Origin of the sequence: Achromobacter sp. SD115, assembly GCF_017355315.1 — a bacterium.
GTDB classification, from domain to species: domain Bacteria; phylum Pseudomonadota; class Gammaproteobacteria; order Burkholderiales; family Burkholderiaceae_B; genus Achromobacter; species Achromobacter xylosoxidans_B.
Window position 1 is genome coordinate 156,966 of sequence record NZ_JADIJM010000005.1, and the last position, 16,680, is coordinate 173,645.

Genomic DNA, 16,680 nt, shown 5'->3' on the forward strand with positions numbered 1-16,680 from the left:
TCGCCAACACGCCCATACTGGGGTCATCCCGCTAGCCGGGCCATATCCAGAAAAAGGGGAATAGCCATGTATCGTCGTCTTGCCGCGCTGGCCTTGGCCTGCGCCCTGGCGCCTTGCGCCGCAGTCGCTGACATCCGCATCGGCGTGATCGCCAGCAGCACCGGGCCAGGTGCTTCGATGGGCTCGCTATATCGCAGCACCGTGCCGCTGCTGCCCAAGACGCTAGGCGGGCAGCCGGTGGAATACATCGCGCTGGACGACGCGACCGATCCGTCATCGGCGGTCAAGACGGCGCGCAAACTGGTCACCGAGAACAAGGTCGACGCCATCATCGGCCCGAGCAATGTGCCGACTTCGATGGCCGTCACGGAAGTCGCCCGCGAAGCGCGCACGCCGCAGTTGTCGCTGGCGCCCATCGTGGTCAGCCCCGACCGCGCCGAATGGATCTTCGTGGTGGCCCACGGCATCGACCTGATGGTGGACTCGCTGACTGCCGACATGGCCAAGCGCGGCGTGAAAACCGTGGCGTACATCGGTTTCTCGGACGCCTGGGGCGATGCTGTCTACCGCGCGCTGCAGGAATCGGCTGCCAAGCGCGGCATCAAGGTGCTCAGCAACGAACGCTACGCACGCACCGACAACTCGGTCACGGCCCAGGTGCTGAAGATCGTCTCGCTCAACCCGGGCGCCGTGCTGGTCGGCGGTTCTGGCACGCTGGGCGCCCTGCCTCATCTCTCGCTGCGCGAGCGCGGCTACCAGGGCGTGCAATACAACACGCATGGCGTCATCAACAAGGATTTCCTGAAACTCGGCGGCAAGGGCGTGGATGGCGTGATCGTGCCCAGCGGTCCGGTACAGGTGGTGGAACAGCTGCCGGCCGACAGCCCGATCAAACCGGTCGCCACGCGTTACGCCCAGCAGTATGAATCGACCTACGGCGCGGACTCGCGCAACGCCTTCGCGCCCTACACCTACGACGCCTATCTGTTGCTGGACGCGGCCGTCGCCAAGATCCCGGCTGGCACCCAGCCCGGCACCCCGGCCTTCCGGCAGGCGCTGCGCGACGCGCTGGAGAGCCTGCAGGGCACCGTCGGCACCCAAGGCATCTACATGATGTCTCCCACCAACCACAACGGCCTGGACGAGCGCGGCGTCGTGCTGATGCAGGCCCGTTCGGGCGCCTGGCAGTTCCTGCCCTGAGCCGCCCTTTTGCAGCAGGAGTCCGCATGACCGGCGTACACATTCCTTATGGCGTGTATTGGAGCACCCCTTTTTCGCGTTGGCAGGGCAGCCTGTCGCGCCTGCACAGCCTGCGCTTCGCGGCCTGGACCGCGCGCCGCGAACTGGAACGCCGCGGCATCGCCCCCACGGCGCTGCAAAGCGCGGTGCTGGGCTGCTCGGTGCCGCAGCAGGGTTCGTTCTACGGCCTGCCCTGGGTGGCCGGCATGCTGGGCGCGCCCCATCTGGCGGGACCGGTGGTCTCTCAGGCCTGCGCCACCTCGGTGCGCGGCCTGGCCACGGCCGCGGCCGAGCTCATGCTCGGCCACGCCGAGACCTCGCTGGTCCTGATGGCTGACCGCGTATCCAACGGCCCGCAGCTCTATCATCCCGATCCTGCCGGCCCTGGCGGCTCCGGCTCGCACGAAAACTGGGTGCTGGACAATTTCTCGCACGATCCCTGGAGCGGCCTGTCGATGCTGCAGACCGGGGAGCGCGTGGCCGAGCGCCATGGCATCTCCGCGGACGAACAGAATGCCGTCACCCTGCGCCGCTACGAGCAATACGCGCAGGCCTGCGCCGAAGGCCGCCGCTTCCAGCAGCGCTACATGACGCTACCGTTCGAGGTGCCCGACGCGCGCTATGCGAAAACCGCAGCGGTGCTGGAAGGCGACGAAGGTATCCACGCCACCACGGCGGAGGGCCTGGCGCGCCTGTCGCCGGTGCTGCCCGGCGGCACCATCACCTATGGCGGCCAGACCCATCCGGCGGACGGCAACGCGGGCATGATCCTGGCGACCGCCGGGCGCGCCCGTGAATTGTCGCGCCGGCCCGAGATCGGCATCGAGATCCTGGCCTTCGGCCAGTCGCGCACCGAAAAGGGCTACATGCCGCAGGCGCCCATCGAAGCCGCCGGCAGTGCGCTGCAACGCGCCGGCCTGGCGATGACCGACCTGCACGCGGTGAAGACGCACAATCCCTTTGTGGTTTCCGACATCGCGCTGGCGCGGGCCACGGGGTTCGACGTGATGGCCATGAACCAGTACGGCTGCTCGCTGGTGTGGGGCCACCCTCAAAGTCCGACCGGGCTTCGGTCCGTCATCGAACTCATCGAGGAACTGGCCGAGCGCGGCGGCGGCCTCGGCCTGTTCACGGGTTGCGCGGCCGGCGATAGCGCCATGGCGGTGGTATTGCGCGTGGACGCTGCCGGAGCAGCACGATGAGCGACCTGGGTCTGGAGGGAGTTCCGCGTATTCCCGCGCTGCTGGCCCGCGCGGCGCGCGACTATCCCGAACGCACAGCCCTGGTCTGCGGCACACGCCGCATCGACTACCGGCGCTACGCCGCCGAAGTCTGGGCGACCGCCCGCCATCTGCGCACCCACACCGCCCCGGGCTCGCGGATCGCAACCCTGCTGGGCAACTCGGACCTGGCCTGCGTGGTGACGCTGGCGCTGCAATGCTCGGGCAACCAGCACGTGCCCCTGAATCCACTCTACACGGCGCGCGAGCTGGAGTTCATCCTGCGCGACGCGCAACCCGCGCTGCTGATCGCCGATGCGGCGTCGGCCGCCGTCGCGGCACCCCTGGCTGCGACGCTAGGTATCCGGCTGGTCACGGAGGACGAGGCCCGTGCGTGGATGGAGCCCGCGCGCGGCGACGAGGACTCTCCGCAGGACGACGCCGATGCCCAGGCGCCGGCCTTATTGCAGTACACCGGCGGCACGACCGGGCAGCCCAAGGGCGTGATCCTCGGGCGCGACGCCATCGCCACCAATGTGCTGCAGCGGGAGCTGGCCCTGCCCACCCGCTACGGCGCCGACAGCGTGCTTTGCGCCATGCCGTTGTTCCATTCCTACGGCATGGCCATGGGACTGTTCCTGGCCGCCAGCGCCGCGGCGACGCTGGTGCTGTTGCCGCGCTATCGGCCCGACGACGTCTGCGACGCGGTGGAGCGCGAGCGCATCACGCTGTTCCCCGGCAGCCCCACCATCTATACCGGCCTGCTGTCGCACCCACGCTTTGCCGGCACCGACTGGTCCAGCGTGCGCGCCTGCTATTCGGGATCCGCGCCGCTGGCCGAAGAGGTGCACCGGCGCTGGGAGGCCGCCGTGGGCGCGCCGATCTACGAGGGCTATGGCCAGACCGAGGCCGGCCCCATCCTCACCTACAACGGTCCGGCCGGAACCCGGCATGGCTCGGTCGGCACGCCCGTCGCGAACACCGAAGTGCAGGTGGTCGATCTGGAAACGGGGACGGTCGTGCTGCCGCCCGGCCAGCGCGGCGAAATCCGCGCGCGCGGGCCGCAGATCATGCAAGGCTATCTGGCCAGGCCCGACGCCACCGCCGAAACCCTGCGCGAGGGATGGCTGTATACGGGCGACATCGGCGAGTACGCGGAAGACGGTTTCCTGTACATCCGCGACCGCAAGAAGGACCTGGTGATTTCCGGCGGCTACAACGTGTATCCCCGCGAGATCGACGAGGTGCTGTACCTGCATCCGGACGTGGCCGAAGCCGCTGCAGTGGGCTGGCCGGACAGCTACCGCGGCGAGGTCATCCGCGCCTTCGTGGTCCTGCGGGCGGGCGCGGCCGTCGATGAGGCCGGGCTGATCGCGCATTGCCAATCCAATCTGGCGCGCTACAAGGTGCCGGCCGTGATCAGCATCCTGGACGCCCTGCCCTACACGGGCGCCAACAAGGTGGACAAGAAAGCGCTACGCGCGCCATAGTGGCGACGCGGCGCCCACCATGGGGCGCCGCGCTGCGGGACAGCCGCTCAGACCGGATCCTGATCCAGCCGGCGCACCGCCGAGCTCAAGGTCGAGAAATCGAATTCCTTGCGGCCGCGCAGCAGGCAGCGCATCAGCACCGTGGTCGCTACCGGCACCACCGCGGCCAGCAGGAAGGACTCCAGCAGGAACGAGGGCTTGTCGCCCGGCGCCGGAAAGAAAAACAAGCCAGCCACGAGGCCGGAGATGGTGGCGACGGTTGCGGTGAGGCCGTCGTGCTTGCGGCTGAACAGGCCATAGAAGACCGGGAACGCGGCGGCGGAACAAAGCAGGTCGGCCAGCAGGAACAGGTACAGCACGCTATAGCCCTGCGAGGCCACGATCATGACCGGGATGGCCATCAGCAGCACCAGCCAGCGCGCCAGGCGCTTCATGGTCATGGACTTGGCGTTGGGCATCAGGCGGCGCATGTCGACCGCGATGATGCTGGAGACGGCGCTGATCGCCGTGTCGGCGGTGCTCATGACCAAGGACAGCCCCAGCGGAATCAGGGCGATCACGAACCAAGCGGGCGCGTGCGGCATGATGACGCTGAAAAGCGCGATGGAGCTGTCGCCCTGGGGCGCCAGGCCAACGAAGGCCAGTCCGAACAGTCCCATGAGGAAGATGAAGGGCGCGACCAGCAAGCCGCCCAGCAGGAAGCCGTTGCGCATCGAGCGCGCGTCGCGCGCGGCGTAGATGCGTTGCCAGTTGCCCTGGTGGAAGATGCCGGTCAGCAGGATGGCAACGAAGAAGGTCAGGCCGGCCTTGATGCCCACCGGATCGGTCAGGTCCAGCAGCTGCGGCGCCTTGGCCTGCAGCGCTTCGATGGTGGGCATGGCGCCGCCCGCGGCCTGCCAGCCGACCAGGCACAGGATCACCAGCAAGGGCACGATCACCATCATCTGCACCTGGTCCGTGAAGATCGACGAGCGCAGCCCGCCGTAGGTGGTGTAGAGCAAGGTGGTGCCCATCACGATGGCGGCGGTGGCCCACAGCGGCACGGGCGCCAGCATGGTGACCAGCTTGGCGATCGCCGTGACTTCGGCCGACAGCGCGATGAAGAGATAGAACAGCATGATGAACAGCGCCAGGCCGTACATGGGCCGGCCGTAGCGCGCCATCAGGAATTCCGTCAGGGTGTGCCCATGCGGGATCAGTTCGCGCATGCGCCGCCCCAGCGGAATCATTACCAGGCGCGGCGACATCGATCCCAGGGCGTAGCCGATCACCGCCGCCAGGCCTCCCCAGGTCGCCGCTTGCGCGGGCGAGAACAGGATCCAGGCACCCAGCGTCGAGGCCATCAGCGTCAGGATGGTGCCGAAGGCGCCCTGGCTGTTGCGGGCAACGATATAGTCCTCCAGCGTGCCGCGCTTGCGCCGCGTGTACAGCACGCTGGCCAAGGCGAAGCCGCCAGAAAACAGCAGCAGCCACATCAGGGCGCTTGATTGGGTCAACATGGTATCGGTCCTCCCGCTGCCGGCTGGCAGCCGGACGCGCAACGCGGCGGCCCCGCCACGCTGGGTGCGCAGGCCGCAAGATGAATGAAAGTCTAGGGAGGGCGCGCGGACTGCGCGATGTCCTTCCCTTCGCCGGCATTACCCGGATCAGGTTCAAAGGGTTACCGCGATAGCGCGGAATCTCAGCCCTTGCAGGGCTCCCCCAGGAATTGCCGCAAGATTAGGAGAGCGGCACGGCAATGTCAACGCGTCTGGCGTGGAGACCCGCCCGCAACTTTTGTGCTAAGTTCGCCCGCGTGCGGCGGCCGTTTGTATGTCCGCCGCTGCAATCGTAGAGCCTGACCATGCCTATCGCGCCTTTTACCGCCCCTGTTTGGGCCGGATCGCCATGCTGCATCTGAACCTGTTCATCTTCGGCTGCGGCCACCACCGCGCCGCCTGGCGCCACCCCGATTCCGCCGCCGAGCGCCTGGGGGACATCTCCTACTACGAGGAACTTGCGCGCACCGCCGAACGCGGCAAGCTGGACGCCATCTTCTTCGCCGACGGGCAATCGGTGGACAACATCGGCGATGGCCCGCGCTGGTACCTGGAGCCGCTGACCGCCATGGCCGCGATCGCGCGCGCCACCTCCCGCATCGGCCTGATCAGCACGGTTTCCAGCACCTTTTTCACGCCCTTCCACGCGGCCCGCATGGTGGCGTCGCTGGACCATATCTCGGGCGGACGCATGGGCTGGAACGTGGTCACGTCCATGTTCGACGCGGAGGCGCGCAACCACGGTTACGAGTCCATGCCGGGACACGACTGGCGCTACGCGCGCGCCGAGGAATTCGTCGACGTCGCGCTCAAGCTGTTCGACTCCTGGGACCAGGATGCCCTGGCCGTGGACCGCGCCGGCGACTACGGCGTGCCCGCGCGCGTGCGCAAGATCGGACACCACGGCGAACATTTCCTGGTCGACGGCCCGCTGACGGTGCCGCGTCCGCCGCAGGGCCGGCCGGTGCTGTTCCAGGCTGGCGCCTCGGACCAAGGCCGCGACCTCGCCGCCAGGCGCGCCGAAGCGATCTACGCGGTCGCCTACGACCTGCCCGCGGCGCAAGCCTACTACCGCGACATCAAGCGGCGCGTGCTGGCCGCCGGCCGCCAGGATTTCGTGCCCATCATGCCGGGCCTGGTCACCTACGTCGGTTCGACCGAGGCCGAAGCCCGCGCCAAGCAGCGCGAACTGGACGTGCTGCTGCCCAGCGACGCCTCGCTGCGTCAACTTGGCACCTTCGTGCTGCAGGATTGTTCCACCTGGGAGCTGGACGCGCCCGTGCCCGCGCTGCCGCCCTTGTCCGAATTCACCGGTCCCAAGGGCCGCTACGCGACCATCCTGCGCATCATCGAGACCGAAAAACCCACGGTGCGCCAGTTGCTCGGACGGCTGGCGGCCGGCGGCGGCCATTGCACGATGGTGGGCACGCCGGAGCAGATCGCCGACAAGATGGAGCACTGGTACCGGAACGAAGGGGCCGACGGCTTCAACCTGATGCCGCCGTCCCTGCCCGGGGGCATCGACGATTTCGTCGAGCACGTGATTCCGGTGCTGCAACGCCGCGGGCTGTTCCGCAGCGAATACCAGCACAGCACGCTGCGCGGACACCTGGGGCTGGAATCCAGGTAAGGCGGCGCGATGCTCCCTGGCAGGCCCTGTCAAGCTGGCGGCGGCGCTTATCCGGCGAGGGTGGCGGGCTGACTGCGCTTGGCCTGACCGGCTTCGCGCGCCGCCGCCTCATGGATGGCGACTGGCTGCTGGCGGACGGCGCCCCGCCGCCTGTTTGCCCGCGTCGCGATCCAGTCGTAAAGCAGCACGCCCGGCTGGCGCAACAGTGCGGCAGTGAGCGCACAGGCGGCGATGAGGAGCAGGCCAAGCAATAAGCCGTGCATCAGCGCGCCCCCTGCTCCAGCTGCAGCCGCAAAATGCGCCTGAGCTCCAGGATCGCTTCCGGCGTTTCTTGCACACTGTGCGAGAAGCTGATGATTTTCTCGGATTCGGCGCCGTCCAGGTGCGCGCTGCGGTACGGCACCAGGCCGTCGTCCGACTCCGCCAGCGGCACGCCGGGCGTGTTGTTCGCAATGATGCTGTGGTAGCGCACCGCCGGCGAAATCGGCATGGAAGCGGTCAATCTCACAAATCGGTCCTTTTCGCTCAGGTTGTCCACGCCGTTGGGCACCCGGATCGAGGATTCGGGCCGGGGTGGCCCATCGGCGTCGGCCAGGCGGTTGAGCTTGGCGAACTGCCTGACCACCGTCACGGGTAGCGTGATCAGATTGGACAGCCAACGCGACAAAGTGTTCTCGGCAAACGGCGTGCCCCGGTGCGGCGCCGCGATGAACACCGCGCGCGATATGCCGGGAAAGGCGTCAAAAGTCAGCACCGGGTCGAATTCGGCGCGGGCCTGGGCCAGCTGGGTATCGTCGAGCTTGGCGTGGTCGCGCAGCGCGTCCCACAACACGGTGCCGGACGAGGATACTAGCAGCCGGCTCAGCACGCCACCCATGCTGTGCCCGATGATGACGGTATCGCGCGAGGCCTGCGCGGCGCCCATGGGGTCGAAATGTTCGATGGTCTGCCGCAGCGCGTCGCGGATGGCTCGGTTGTTCAGCGCCAGCGGCGCGTTGGTCGGGTAGTAGACCTGCCAGATCTGGTAATGCTGACGCAGGGTTTCGTCGCCCAGGACCTCGTTGGCGACGTTGATCCAGGCTTCCGGGCTGCTGGCCAGGCCGTGCAGCATGATGACGGTGCGCCGGTCGGGGTCATAGGGCTGTAACAAGTAGACGTGCGGCGCGTCGATGCCCTCTTCCTTGCCCAGCACGTTGCGCAGCGCCTGGGTGGCGAAGCCCGAGCGCGCCAGCCACAGGCCGTAGCCCGAGGTGAAGTTGGCCGCCAGGGGCACCGTGGTGCCGGCCAGTTCCACCGTGTCCCGCTTGTAGGGGTCGTAGGCCGCCAGGGTCGCTTCCCGCGAGACCATGACCTGCTCCAGCGTGTCGCCGGGAAAGCCCATGATGACGGTCACGGCGGGAAAAGGCGTTTCGCTGTACGGCGTCTTGAAGGTGTCGGCATCATTCACGCGGCGCGCGGTGACCGCCACGAGTTCCGCACCGAAGCCGTCGCGCCGGTACATGCTGCGCAGTCCCCGGAAGGTCAAGGTCGACGCAGGAACCAGTTCGTGCGGGAACTGCTTGCCGCCGGGCAGCTTGACGTCGGACATCTCGCCCTGCACCTGCCAGGCGCCTGCCGTCATCTTCGTGCCGGGTTCCGGCGGACGGCCGCGATACTGCTCGAACAGGCGCGTGACGGCCTGCTGCACGGCGTAGTTGTAATAGTCGCGCACCTGCGTCTGGCGGTCTTCGAAGGCGCGGTCGCTGGGCGAACGCGGCGTGAAGAACAAATAGGCGTAGGCGGCCCGCGCCGTCTGCAGGTAAGCGTCCAGCAGCTCGTCCTGATCGGCCTGAGTCGCGGGGCGCTGCTTTTCCGTGGCCAGCGCCTCCATCAGCCAGACTTCGGACAGCGTGGCCAGGCGCCGTTCGCTGTCCAGCCCTTCCATGGTGGCCAGCGACTGGGTGCAGGCGTCGCGGTCCTTGCGGCAGTCCTGCGCGTTCAGGCCCAGCACGGCCATGGACTCGCGCGCGGAGGCGCTGAGCTGACCGGTAGTGAGTACATCGCCGCGGCGCTGGGCGATGTAATCCTGCGTGCTGACCGAGGACACCTTGACGCCCGCGCAACCCGCGCACGCCAGCAGGCCCAGGATCGCGCAGCCCTTCGCGCCGGCATGCCAGAACCCGATCATTGCGCGGCCCCCGCTTTCGCCGGCTGGCGGATGGCCCGCGAAAACTCGACCGGATCCGGACCAGGCAAGGCAGGCCTGCCGAGGTAGGCCTGTTGGCGCAGCGTGTCCAGGGATTTGCCTGTGTCCAGCCCGCCCTGTTCGTAGAGGTATTCCGGCAGATAGCCGGATAGCAGGATGCGGTAGTCCATGGGCAGGCCCGGCACGATCGCCCGCACCATGGCGTAGACCAGCGTGGTGCAGTTGGCCGTCACCGTGTGATAGAAGCGCGGCCGGTCGGCCAGTTCATTCGCGGTGCGCACATAGGACAAGAACAATTCGCGCATGGCGGGCACCGGCATGTCGACCGGATACCGATACACGCGCTCGGCGCGCGGCCCGGCACGCACGTAGAGGATGTCGCGTTCCTGGGCGGCGATCACGCTCAGTTCGAACTGCTTGAAGAAGCCGCCGATCTCCGAGAACTGTTCGCCGCGCTCCTTGCGGATCTCGACCGAGAACACGACGTGGCGGCCGTCGCTGAAGCCAAAGGAAACCAGCGTGTGGGCGATGGCCGGGCTGCCCCAGTACGACAGCACCATGTCCACCGAGGTCAGCTCGTTCAAGTTGTATTGCTGGCTTTCCCAGCGCGCCGTGTAGCGCGTATCGGTATCGGCCTGCCAATCGAAGTTGCGCACGCTGTCCAAGGTGACGATGGATCCGGAAACGCTGCCGCGCAGCGTGCGCGCCACGTCGTCTGCCCAGATCCGGTCGTTGGAGGGCGCCAGCGTCTGCCACCACACACACAACGCGGCCATGCCAAACAGCCAGGTCCAGATGGCGCGCCGCGTGCGTCCACGCCACAGCGCGACGACCGCATACAGGCATAGCGCGGCCCAGGCCAGCGCCGCCGCGCCTTGCGCGACCTGCCCGCCCGGCACGCGATAAGCCAACGCCAGGCAGCCCCACAGGCCGGAAAAAATCAGCGCCAGGCTGAAGGCGATGCGCCCGGTGGTGGCCAACCAGCCGCGCCGGACAGGATTAGATGCCGCCATGCTGCTGCACGATTTCCAGAACGCCGTTGATCACGAACTGCACCGCCATGCACACCAACAGGAAGCCCATGATGCGGGAAATGGCCTCCACCCCGCCCTGGCCAATCACCGCCACGATGCGCCCGGCCGAACGCAGGCAGATCCAGAACAGCAGGCCCAACAGGGAGAACACGAGGATGGGCGTCACCGCCAGCACCCAGGGCGCGTAGGTCTGCGACACCGACGCGTCGAGGGTCGCCGCGCCGCTGATGATCATGGCGATCGTGCCCGGCCCGGCCGTCCCCGGCATCGCCAACGGCACGAAGGCGATGTTGGGGGTCTGGCGGTTGGCCTGGGCGTCCGCCACGTCGGCTTCGGACGCGGTGGACGGCGCGGACGGGAACAGCATGCTGAAACCGATGCTGGCCACGATCAGGCCGCCGGCGATACGCAGCCCCGGGATCGAGATGCCGAAGGTATGCATGATCCAGGCGCCGGCGTAGTAGGTCACCACCATGATGCCGACCACATAGAACGCCGCCTGCTGGACCTGGCGTTCGCGCTCTTTGTAGGGGATCTGCTGGCCCAGGGACAGCAGCAGCGTCATGGAGGTCAGGGGATTGGCCAGCGGCAGCATCAGGGCCAGCCCCAGGCTGACGAGTTTTCCCAGTTGAAGCAGGTCGTCGATCATAGCGATGTGCGCCGCGAGCGCCGTTGTTGCAGGGCGTCACAGCTATTTGGATGATGTTGCGTCAGCGTAATGTACTATACATTACACAATTTCAGCCAGACACGCCGCCGGACATAGGGAGTCCGCGGCCGATTACGGCCACGGGGGAACGAAGTGCACACCATTCCAGACGATACGGCGCCGCGCGCGCTGACCAGCCGGGGCGAAGCGCGCCGCGAGCGCCTGCTCGAAGCCGCCACGCAGTCATTGCTGGAACACGGCTACGCGCAAACGTCCATCCAGCGCATCGTGCGCCAGGCGGGCGGATCCGCGGCCACCGCTTATCAGTTGTTCGGCAACAAGGAAGGCCTGCTGGTTGCGGTGCTGGAACATGAATTGAACGGCATGCGCGCAGCGGTGTTTGCGGATGCCATGCTGGACCAGCCCGTAGGCCCGGCCCTGCACGAACTGGCGCGACGTCTCCTGAGCTACTCCGTGCAGCCCAAATCGGTCGCGCTCTACCGCCTGGTCATCTCGGAATCGCATCGCCTGCCGCAACTGGCCGAGTCCCTGCGCCTGGCGGTGGAAATGCAGCTCCACGCCCCCCTGGAGCAATGCCTGCAACGGGCTTGCGAGCGCGGCGAATTGCACATCGACGATCCGCGCCTGGCGGCGCGCACCCTGGGCAACCTGATCAACGGCATCGCCTCGCTTGCCCGGCTGACCGGCGGCCGCGCCGAGGGCCCGGACGAGGACCATCTGGCGACCTGCCGCTACGGCGTGGACACGCTGTTGCGCGCCTTCCGCGCGTAAGCGCCACGCAATTCGCCCCACCCTGCCCGCGCCAGCATCAGCGCCGGCCACAGCATGCAGGCAGCGGCCAGCCACAGATTGGCCCGCAGCCCCAGCGCGTCCACGCTGGGCACGCCCAGCAGCGAACCGGCCGCGATGCCGAGGTTGAACACTGCGACGAACAGCGCCGTGGCGGCCTCGACCGCGTCCGGCGCCGCCTTCATCATCCAGGTTTGCAGCGACACCGACACCGCGCCGTAGGCCAGACCCCACAGCAACAGCAAGGCGGCCGCCGCCGGGCGTAGCTGGCCCAGCACGGCCAGCAACAGCAAGATCAGCAACAGGCTGGCCGCGATCGCAAGCAGGGTCGCGGCGGGACGTTTCGCAGCCGCCGCTCCACCAACGAAGTTGCCCACCACGCCCGCCGTGCCATAGGCAAAGAGCAGCGGCCCGATCCAGCTTTCCCCGAACGCCGCGTGGATCTGCAGCAAGGGACGGACAAAGGTGTAGGCCATGAAATGGCCGGCGACCAGGAACAGCGTGATCAGGAGGCCCTGCCGCAGGCCCGGATTGGCCAGCTGCGACAGCAGTTGGCGCGGCCGCAGCGAGCGCGTCGCGGGCAGCGGCGGCAAGCTCAGCAGATTCATGAGCAGTACGCCGGCGCACAGCGCCGCCATGGCGCCAAAGGCCGCGCGCCAGCCGGCCAGCTCGCCGATGAAGGCGCCCAACGGCACACCCAGCACGGACGCTACCGCGACTCCGCCGAAGATGATGGAGGTGGCCAGTCCCACGGCGCCCGGCCCGACCAGCCTGCCCGCCAGTCCGCCCGCGACCGCCCAGATGCCGCCGATGCAGAAGCCCACCAGGACCCGCGCCGCCAGGAACCACGGCATGCTGGGTGCCCAGGCGCTGGCCGCGTTGGCACAGACCAGCAGCGCCAGCAGGCCGCACAAGATCGCCCGGCGGTCGGCGTCCTTCGCGCCGATGACGACCAGCGGCGCGAACAGCGCCGCCAGGATGGCGGGCACGAACAGCATGTAGCCGCCCATACCCACCGAGACGTCGAGCGTTGCCGTGATGGGAATGAACAGCCCCACCGGCAGCATTTCGGTGGTGACCACGCAGAAGGTCGCCATGCCCACGGCGATGACGCCCAGCCACGCGCGCCATCCGGTGCTTTCGGCCGGCGGTGAGGCGCTTGGAGAGCCAGGAGTGAGCAAGTCGTGCAACGAGGTGCCGCGGGTCATGATGGGGTTCCAGATAAGACCCTAGCCGGGCCGACTCCTAGGCAGTCTACTGTTTCCATTTCGCTGATAAAGTAGGCCAATGAATAAACAAAAGGGACGAATCGTGCACAATTCACCCTACCCAGCCGCCCGCCTGGACCACATTGGCGACCTGCTCGCGTTCGTGCGCGTGGCCGACACGCAGAGCTTCACCGCTGCGGCCGAAAAGCTGGGCCTGTCGCGTTCGGCCATCGGCAAGTGCATCGCGCGCCTGGAGCTCGGCCTGGGCGCGCGCTTGCTTCACCGCAGCACCCGCAGCGTCAGTCTCAGCGACGAAGGCCGCGTCTTTTACGAACACGCGCAGCGCATCCTGTCCGAGGTGGACAATGCCACCGACGCCATGGCCAGCCGCAAGCAGGCGCCGCGCGGCCGGCTGCGCATCGACCTGCCGGTGTCGCTGGGGCGCTTGCACATCATGCCGCTGCTGCGCGACTACCTGCGGGACTGGCCCGAAGTCGAGGCGGACGTCAGCTTTTCCGACGACTACATCGACCTGGTGCGCGACGGCGTGGACGTGGCCATCCGCATCGGCGGCGAAACCGACAGCCGGCTGGTGCGGCGGGTGTTGGCGCCGCACCGCCTGATCGCCTGCGCTGCGCCCGGCTACCTGGACCGCCACGGCGCGCCGGCCAGCCCGGATGACCTGGCCAGCCATCAGACCCTGGCCTACACCCACGCCGGCGCGCTGGTGCCCTGGCGTTTTGCCGTCAACGGCCAGGGACGCGCCGTGCACGTGGCCGGCCGCCTGCGGCTGGGCAACACGGAGGCGCTGCGCGACGCCGCGCTGGCGGGCGAAGGCATCGCCCAGCTGGGCGCCTTCCTGGTGGGCGAGGACCTGCGCGCCGGCCGGCTGGCGCCGGTGCTGGAATCCGTGGCGCCTGCCGGTGCGCCGGTCTGCGCGGTCTATCCGCACCGCCGCCATCTGGCGCCCAAGGTGCGGGTCCTGATCGACGCCATCGCCCGCAAATGGAGCGGCGGCCCGCCCTGGGCCAGCGACGCAGCGCCGCCGCGGACGTAGGCATGCGCCCGATCCACTATGATTGCCGGCATTGCCCCAAACGGCGCAATACCGGATACCCAGGGACGCTGCCAGGCATGCCCTTGCCTGCGCCCCGCCATTTCCCCCGGAGTTTTACTTGAGCGACATCTATCAATTCAGCCGCGGCACGGCGCCGCTGCTGATCTCCATTCCCCACCTGGGCAGCATGATTCCCGATGCGCAGCGCGCGCAGATGACGCCGCTGGGCCTGCAATCGGGCGATACCGACTGGCATCTGGACACGCTGTACCAGTTCGCCCAGGCGCTGGGCGCGTCGGTCATCGGCGCGCGCTATTCGCGCTACGTGGTGGACCTGAACCGCCCCCCGAATGATGAAAGCCTGTATCCCGGCCAGGCCAAGACCGGCCTGTGCCCGACCCAGACCTTTCGCGGCGACGCCCTCTACCGCAACGAGGCCGTCCTGACGGAAGCCGAACGCGAGCACCGGTTGCAGGCCTATTGGAAGCCCTACCACGCCAAGCTGTGCGAGGAAATCGACCGCATCAAGGCCGAGCACGGCACCGTGCTGCTGTGGGAAGCGCACTCGATCGCCAGCGTGCTGCCGCGCCTGTTCGAGGGCAAGCTGCCCGACCTGAACATCGGCACCGCCGACGGCGCGGCCTGCGCACCCGACATCCTGGCGACGGTCGAAGGCCGCCTGCGCGACAACTCCGCCTACACCTGGGCGGTGAACGGCCGCTTCAAGGGCGGCTACATCACGCGCCACTACGGCAAGCCCGCGGACAACGTCCACGCGATCCAGCTGGAAATGTGCCAGTCCACCTACATGGACGAAACCCATCCCTACGCCTATCGCCCCGAACTGGCGGACAAGGTCATCCCGTTGGTCGAAAGCATGGTGCAGTCGGCATTGACGCAGGCTACGGCGCGCCAGCGCTAAAGGCGGCTTCCCGCCAAAGCCACGCGTATCTTGAAATCGAGCATCAGCACCTTTTGCTGGTCCGCATCGATGCAATAGCCCTGGTACCGGCCGCCGGTGAACGGCGTGCCGGCGACCGTCGCGCTTTCAAGCAGTTCAAGTTCCAGTCCCAGCGCATCTCCTGGGTATGCCGGACGCATGAATTTCGTTTCCACCTTCAGCAGCAGCATGGGGTTGCCGGCAAACTGGCGCGTGAAGGCCGCCATGGCCGCGCCCAATACATGGATGCCGGCCAGCGGCACGTCCGCAAAGCCAGATTGCCGTGCCAGGTCCCGCGAGCTATGCACTGGATGGCCGCCACCGACCGCCTGGAGGTAGCCGTCGTGCAGCGCATTCGAAAGCGTGAAGGCGCCGCTGAAGCGCGGCGGCAGCAATGGAATCGTCATATCGTCCTCCCTGCGCGCTGTCCTAGATGATGTTGCGCTCGCGCAGGTCTGCCTGCTGCGCCCGCGACAGGCCCAGTTCCTGCCCATAGATCTCGTCGTTGTGCTGACCGACGCCAGGCCCGGTTCGCCAGATCCGGCCCGGCGTCGCCGAGAACCGGGGCACCACGTTCTGCATGCTGACGCAGCCCAGTTCCTCGTCCTCGACGCGCACCAGGACCTGGCGCTCGATGAAATGCGGGTCCGCCACGATGTCGGCGATGTCGTAGATGGGACTGAAGCTGACCTCGTGCCGCATCAGGATGTCCGACGCCTCGCCGAGCGCATGCGCGCGGAACCAGTTTTCCATGATGGCCTCGATCTCGGCGCGGTTCTGGATGCGCGCGGTATTGGTGCTGAACAAGGGATCATCCAGCAGATCGGCGCGCCCGATGGCGTGGGCCAGCCGCCGGAACACGGTGGGCGCGCTGACGGCCAGCACCACCCATTTGTCATCGCGGGTCTTGTACACGCTGCTGGGCGCCGAATAGGCATTGAGATTTCCCTGGCGCGAACGCGCTACGCCAAGCTGGTCATATTCGATCGGCATGAAATCCAGCACCCGCAGCATCGCCTCCGTGGCGGAAAGATCGATTTCCTGCCCTTCCCCGTGCTTCTGCCGGTGCAGCAGCGCAGCCGTGATGGCGTAGGCGCCGAACACGCCGGTCAAGGCGTCGGACACCGGGAAGCCCGGATATAGCGGCGGGCCGTCCTTTTCGCCGCACAGGTTCACGAAGCCCGACATGGCCTCGAAGATCCGGGCAAAGCCGGGCCGCGACCGGTAGGGCCCGGTCTGGCCGAAGCCGGTCACGCGCAGCACGATCAGGTCGGGCCGCAAGGCGCGCAAACGCGCCATGTCCAGGCCCCATCGGTCCAGCGTGCCCGGCCGGAAGTTCTCCACCAGCACATCGTAACGGGGCAACAGGCGCTCGAGTATCGCCAAACCTTCGGGCTGGCGCAGATCCAGCGTGATGCCGCGTTTGTTGCGGTTCGCGACTTTGGACCAGAGCGCCACGCCGCTTTTGTGCGGCGGCAACTGGCGTATGTGGTCGCCGTCGCCCGGCAGCTCGATCTTCAGGACTTCGGCTCCCAGGTCCGCCATCAGCGTGGCCGAAAACGGGCCCGCCACCACCGTGGAAATATCCAGCACCCGCACGCCCGCCAACGGCCCCGCGCCCGGGCCTGGAGCGGCCTGATCCGCGTCCGGCTTTTTCGCTTGCTCGGCATTCATCGTCTT

General features: G+C 67.7%; 15 protein-coding genes and 1 riboswitch. Of the genes, 7 read left to right on the forward strand and 8 right to left on the reverse strand.

Annotated elements, in window-relative coordinates; all coding sequences use genetic code 11:
- Positions 1–66: 66 nt before the first annotated feature.
- Genes IPU70_RS09310 through IPU70_RS09320 form a run of 3 tightly spaced genes read left to right on the forward strand, consistent with a single transcriptional unit; the run spans position 67 to position 3,949 of the window.
- Complete coding sequence (locus IPU70_RS09310; protein ID WP_207466704.1) at positions 67–1,200, forward strand: ABC transporter substrate-binding protein; 1,134 nt, start codon at positions 67–69, stop codon at positions 1,198–1,200.
- Positions 1,201–1,226: 26 nt separating this feature from the next.
- A complete protein-coding gene (locus tag IPU70_RS09315) occupies positions 1,227–2,441 on the forward strand; it encodes a thiolase family protein (RefSeq protein ID WP_207466706.1) in 1,215 nt (404 codons plus the stop codon).
- Positions 2,438–3,949 (forward strand): class I adenylate-forming enzyme family protein, encoded by a 1,512-nt coding sequence (locus tag IPU70_RS09320; RefSeq protein WP_207466708.1) that lies wholly within the window; start codon positions 2,438–2,440, stop codon positions 3,947–3,949. Before IPU70_RS09315 ends, IPU70_RS09320 begins: the two co-directional genes overlap by 4 nt.
- A 47-nt stretch (positions 3,950–3,996) precedes the next feature.
- On the opposite strand, the gene IPU70_RS09325 is transcribed toward IPU70_RS09320, so the two are convergent.
- A complete protein-coding gene (locus IPU70_RS09325; RefSeq protein WP_207466710.1) occupies positions 3,997–5,448 on the reverse strand; it encodes a sodium:solute symporter family protein in 1,452 nt (483 codons plus the stop codon).
- 107 nt (positions 5,449–5,555) lie between these two features.
- Positions 5,556–5,662, reverse strand: a riboswitch (TPP riboswitch).
- Between the two features lie 174 nt (positions 5,663–5,836).
- On the opposite strand from IPU70_RS09325, the gene IPU70_RS09330 reads away from it, so the two are divergent.
- Positions 5,837–7,117, forward strand: a complete 1,281-nt coding sequence (locus IPU70_RS09330; protein ID WP_207466712.1) for an LLM class flavin-dependent oxidoreductase — start codon at positions 5,837–5,839, stop codon at positions 7,115–7,117.
- Between the two features lie 47 nt (positions 7,118–7,164).
- Here the strand turns inward: IPU70_RS09330 and IPU70_RS09335 are convergent, their stop codons facing one another.
- From IPU70_RS09335 to IPU70_RS09350, 4 genes are read right to left on the reverse strand one after another with little or no spacing between them, the layout of a single operon-like run.
- Entirely contained in the window at positions 7,165–7,380 is a 216-nt protein-coding gene (locus IPU70_RS09335) for a hypothetical protein (RefSeq protein ID WP_207466714.1), read from the reverse strand.
- Entirely contained in the window at positions 7,380–9,284 is a 1,905-nt protein-coding gene (locus IPU70_RS09340) for a triacylglycerol lipase (RefSeq protein ID WP_207466716.1), read from the reverse strand. The genes IPU70_RS09335 and IPU70_RS09340 overlap by 1 nt, the downstream gene beginning before the upstream one ends.
- On the reverse strand, positions 9,281–10,315 hold the full coding sequence (locus IPU70_RS09345; protein WP_207466718.1) for a DUF4105 domain-containing protein: 1,035 nt from the start codon (positions 10,313–10,315) through the stop codon (positions 9,281–9,283). The genes IPU70_RS09340 and IPU70_RS09345 overlap by 4 nt, the downstream gene beginning before the upstream one ends.
- Positions 10,302–10,985 (reverse strand): MarC family NAAT transporter, encoded by a 684-nt coding sequence (locus IPU70_RS09350; RefSeq protein ID WP_305827143.1) that lies wholly within the window; start codon positions 10,983–10,985, stop codon positions 10,302–10,304. Before IPU70_RS09350 ends, IPU70_RS09345 begins: the two co-directional genes overlap by 14 nt.
- A gap of 153 nt (positions 10,986–11,138) precedes the next feature.
- Between IPU70_RS09350 and IPU70_RS09355 the strand changes: the two genes are divergently transcribed.
- Positions 11,139–11,777 (forward strand): TetR/AcrR family transcriptional regulator, encoded by a 639-nt coding sequence (locus IPU70_RS09355; protein WP_207466720.1) that lies wholly within the window; start codon positions 11,139–11,141, stop codon positions 11,775–11,777.
- Here the strand turns inward: IPU70_RS09355 and IPU70_RS09360 are convergent.
- The gene (locus IPU70_RS09360) at positions 11,738–13,003 is read right to left on the reverse strand and encodes an MFS transporter (RefSeq protein ID WP_207466722.1); all 1,266 of its coding nucleotides are present in this window, start codon (positions 13,001–13,003) and stop codon (positions 11,738–11,740) included. The genes IPU70_RS09355 and IPU70_RS09360 overlap by 40 nt on opposite strands.
- A 103-nt stretch (positions 13,004–13,106) precedes the next feature.
- Here IPU70_RS09360 and IPU70_RS09365 point away from each other — a divergent pair, with 103 nt between their 5' ends.
- Both IPU70_RS09365 and hutG read left to right on the forward strand, forming a co-directional pair.
- The gene (locus IPU70_RS09365; RefSeq protein ID WP_371818894.1) at positions 13,107–14,060 is read left to right on the forward strand and encodes a LysR family transcriptional regulator; all 954 of its coding nucleotides are present in this window, start codon (positions 13,107–13,109) and stop codon (positions 14,058–14,060) included.
- Between the two features lie 118 nt (positions 14,061–14,178).
- Positions 14,179–14,982: an N-formylglutamate deformylase gene (gene hutG, locus IPU70_RS09370; RefSeq protein WP_207466725.1), complete on the forward strand. Its 804-nt coding sequence runs from the start codon at positions 14,179–14,181 to the stop codon at positions 14,980–14,982.
- Here hutG and IPU70_RS09375 read toward each other — a convergent pair.
- Together IPU70_RS09375 and IPU70_RS09380 are read right to left on the reverse strand one after the other, a co-directional pair.
- Positions 14,979–15,407 (reverse strand): MaoC family dehydratase, encoded by a 429-nt coding sequence (locus IPU70_RS09375; protein WP_207466726.1) that lies wholly within the window; start codon positions 15,405–15,407, stop codon positions 14,979–14,981. The two genes, hutG and IPU70_RS09375, sit on opposite strands and share 4 nt — an antisense overlap.
- 22 nt (positions 15,408–15,429) lie before the next feature.
- On the reverse strand, positions 15,430–16,674 hold the full coding sequence (locus tag IPU70_RS09380; RefSeq protein WP_207466727.1) for a CaiB/BaiF CoA-transferase family protein: 1,245 nt from the start codon (positions 16,672–16,674) through the stop codon (positions 15,430–15,432).
- Positions 16,675–16,680 lie beyond the last annotated feature (6 nt).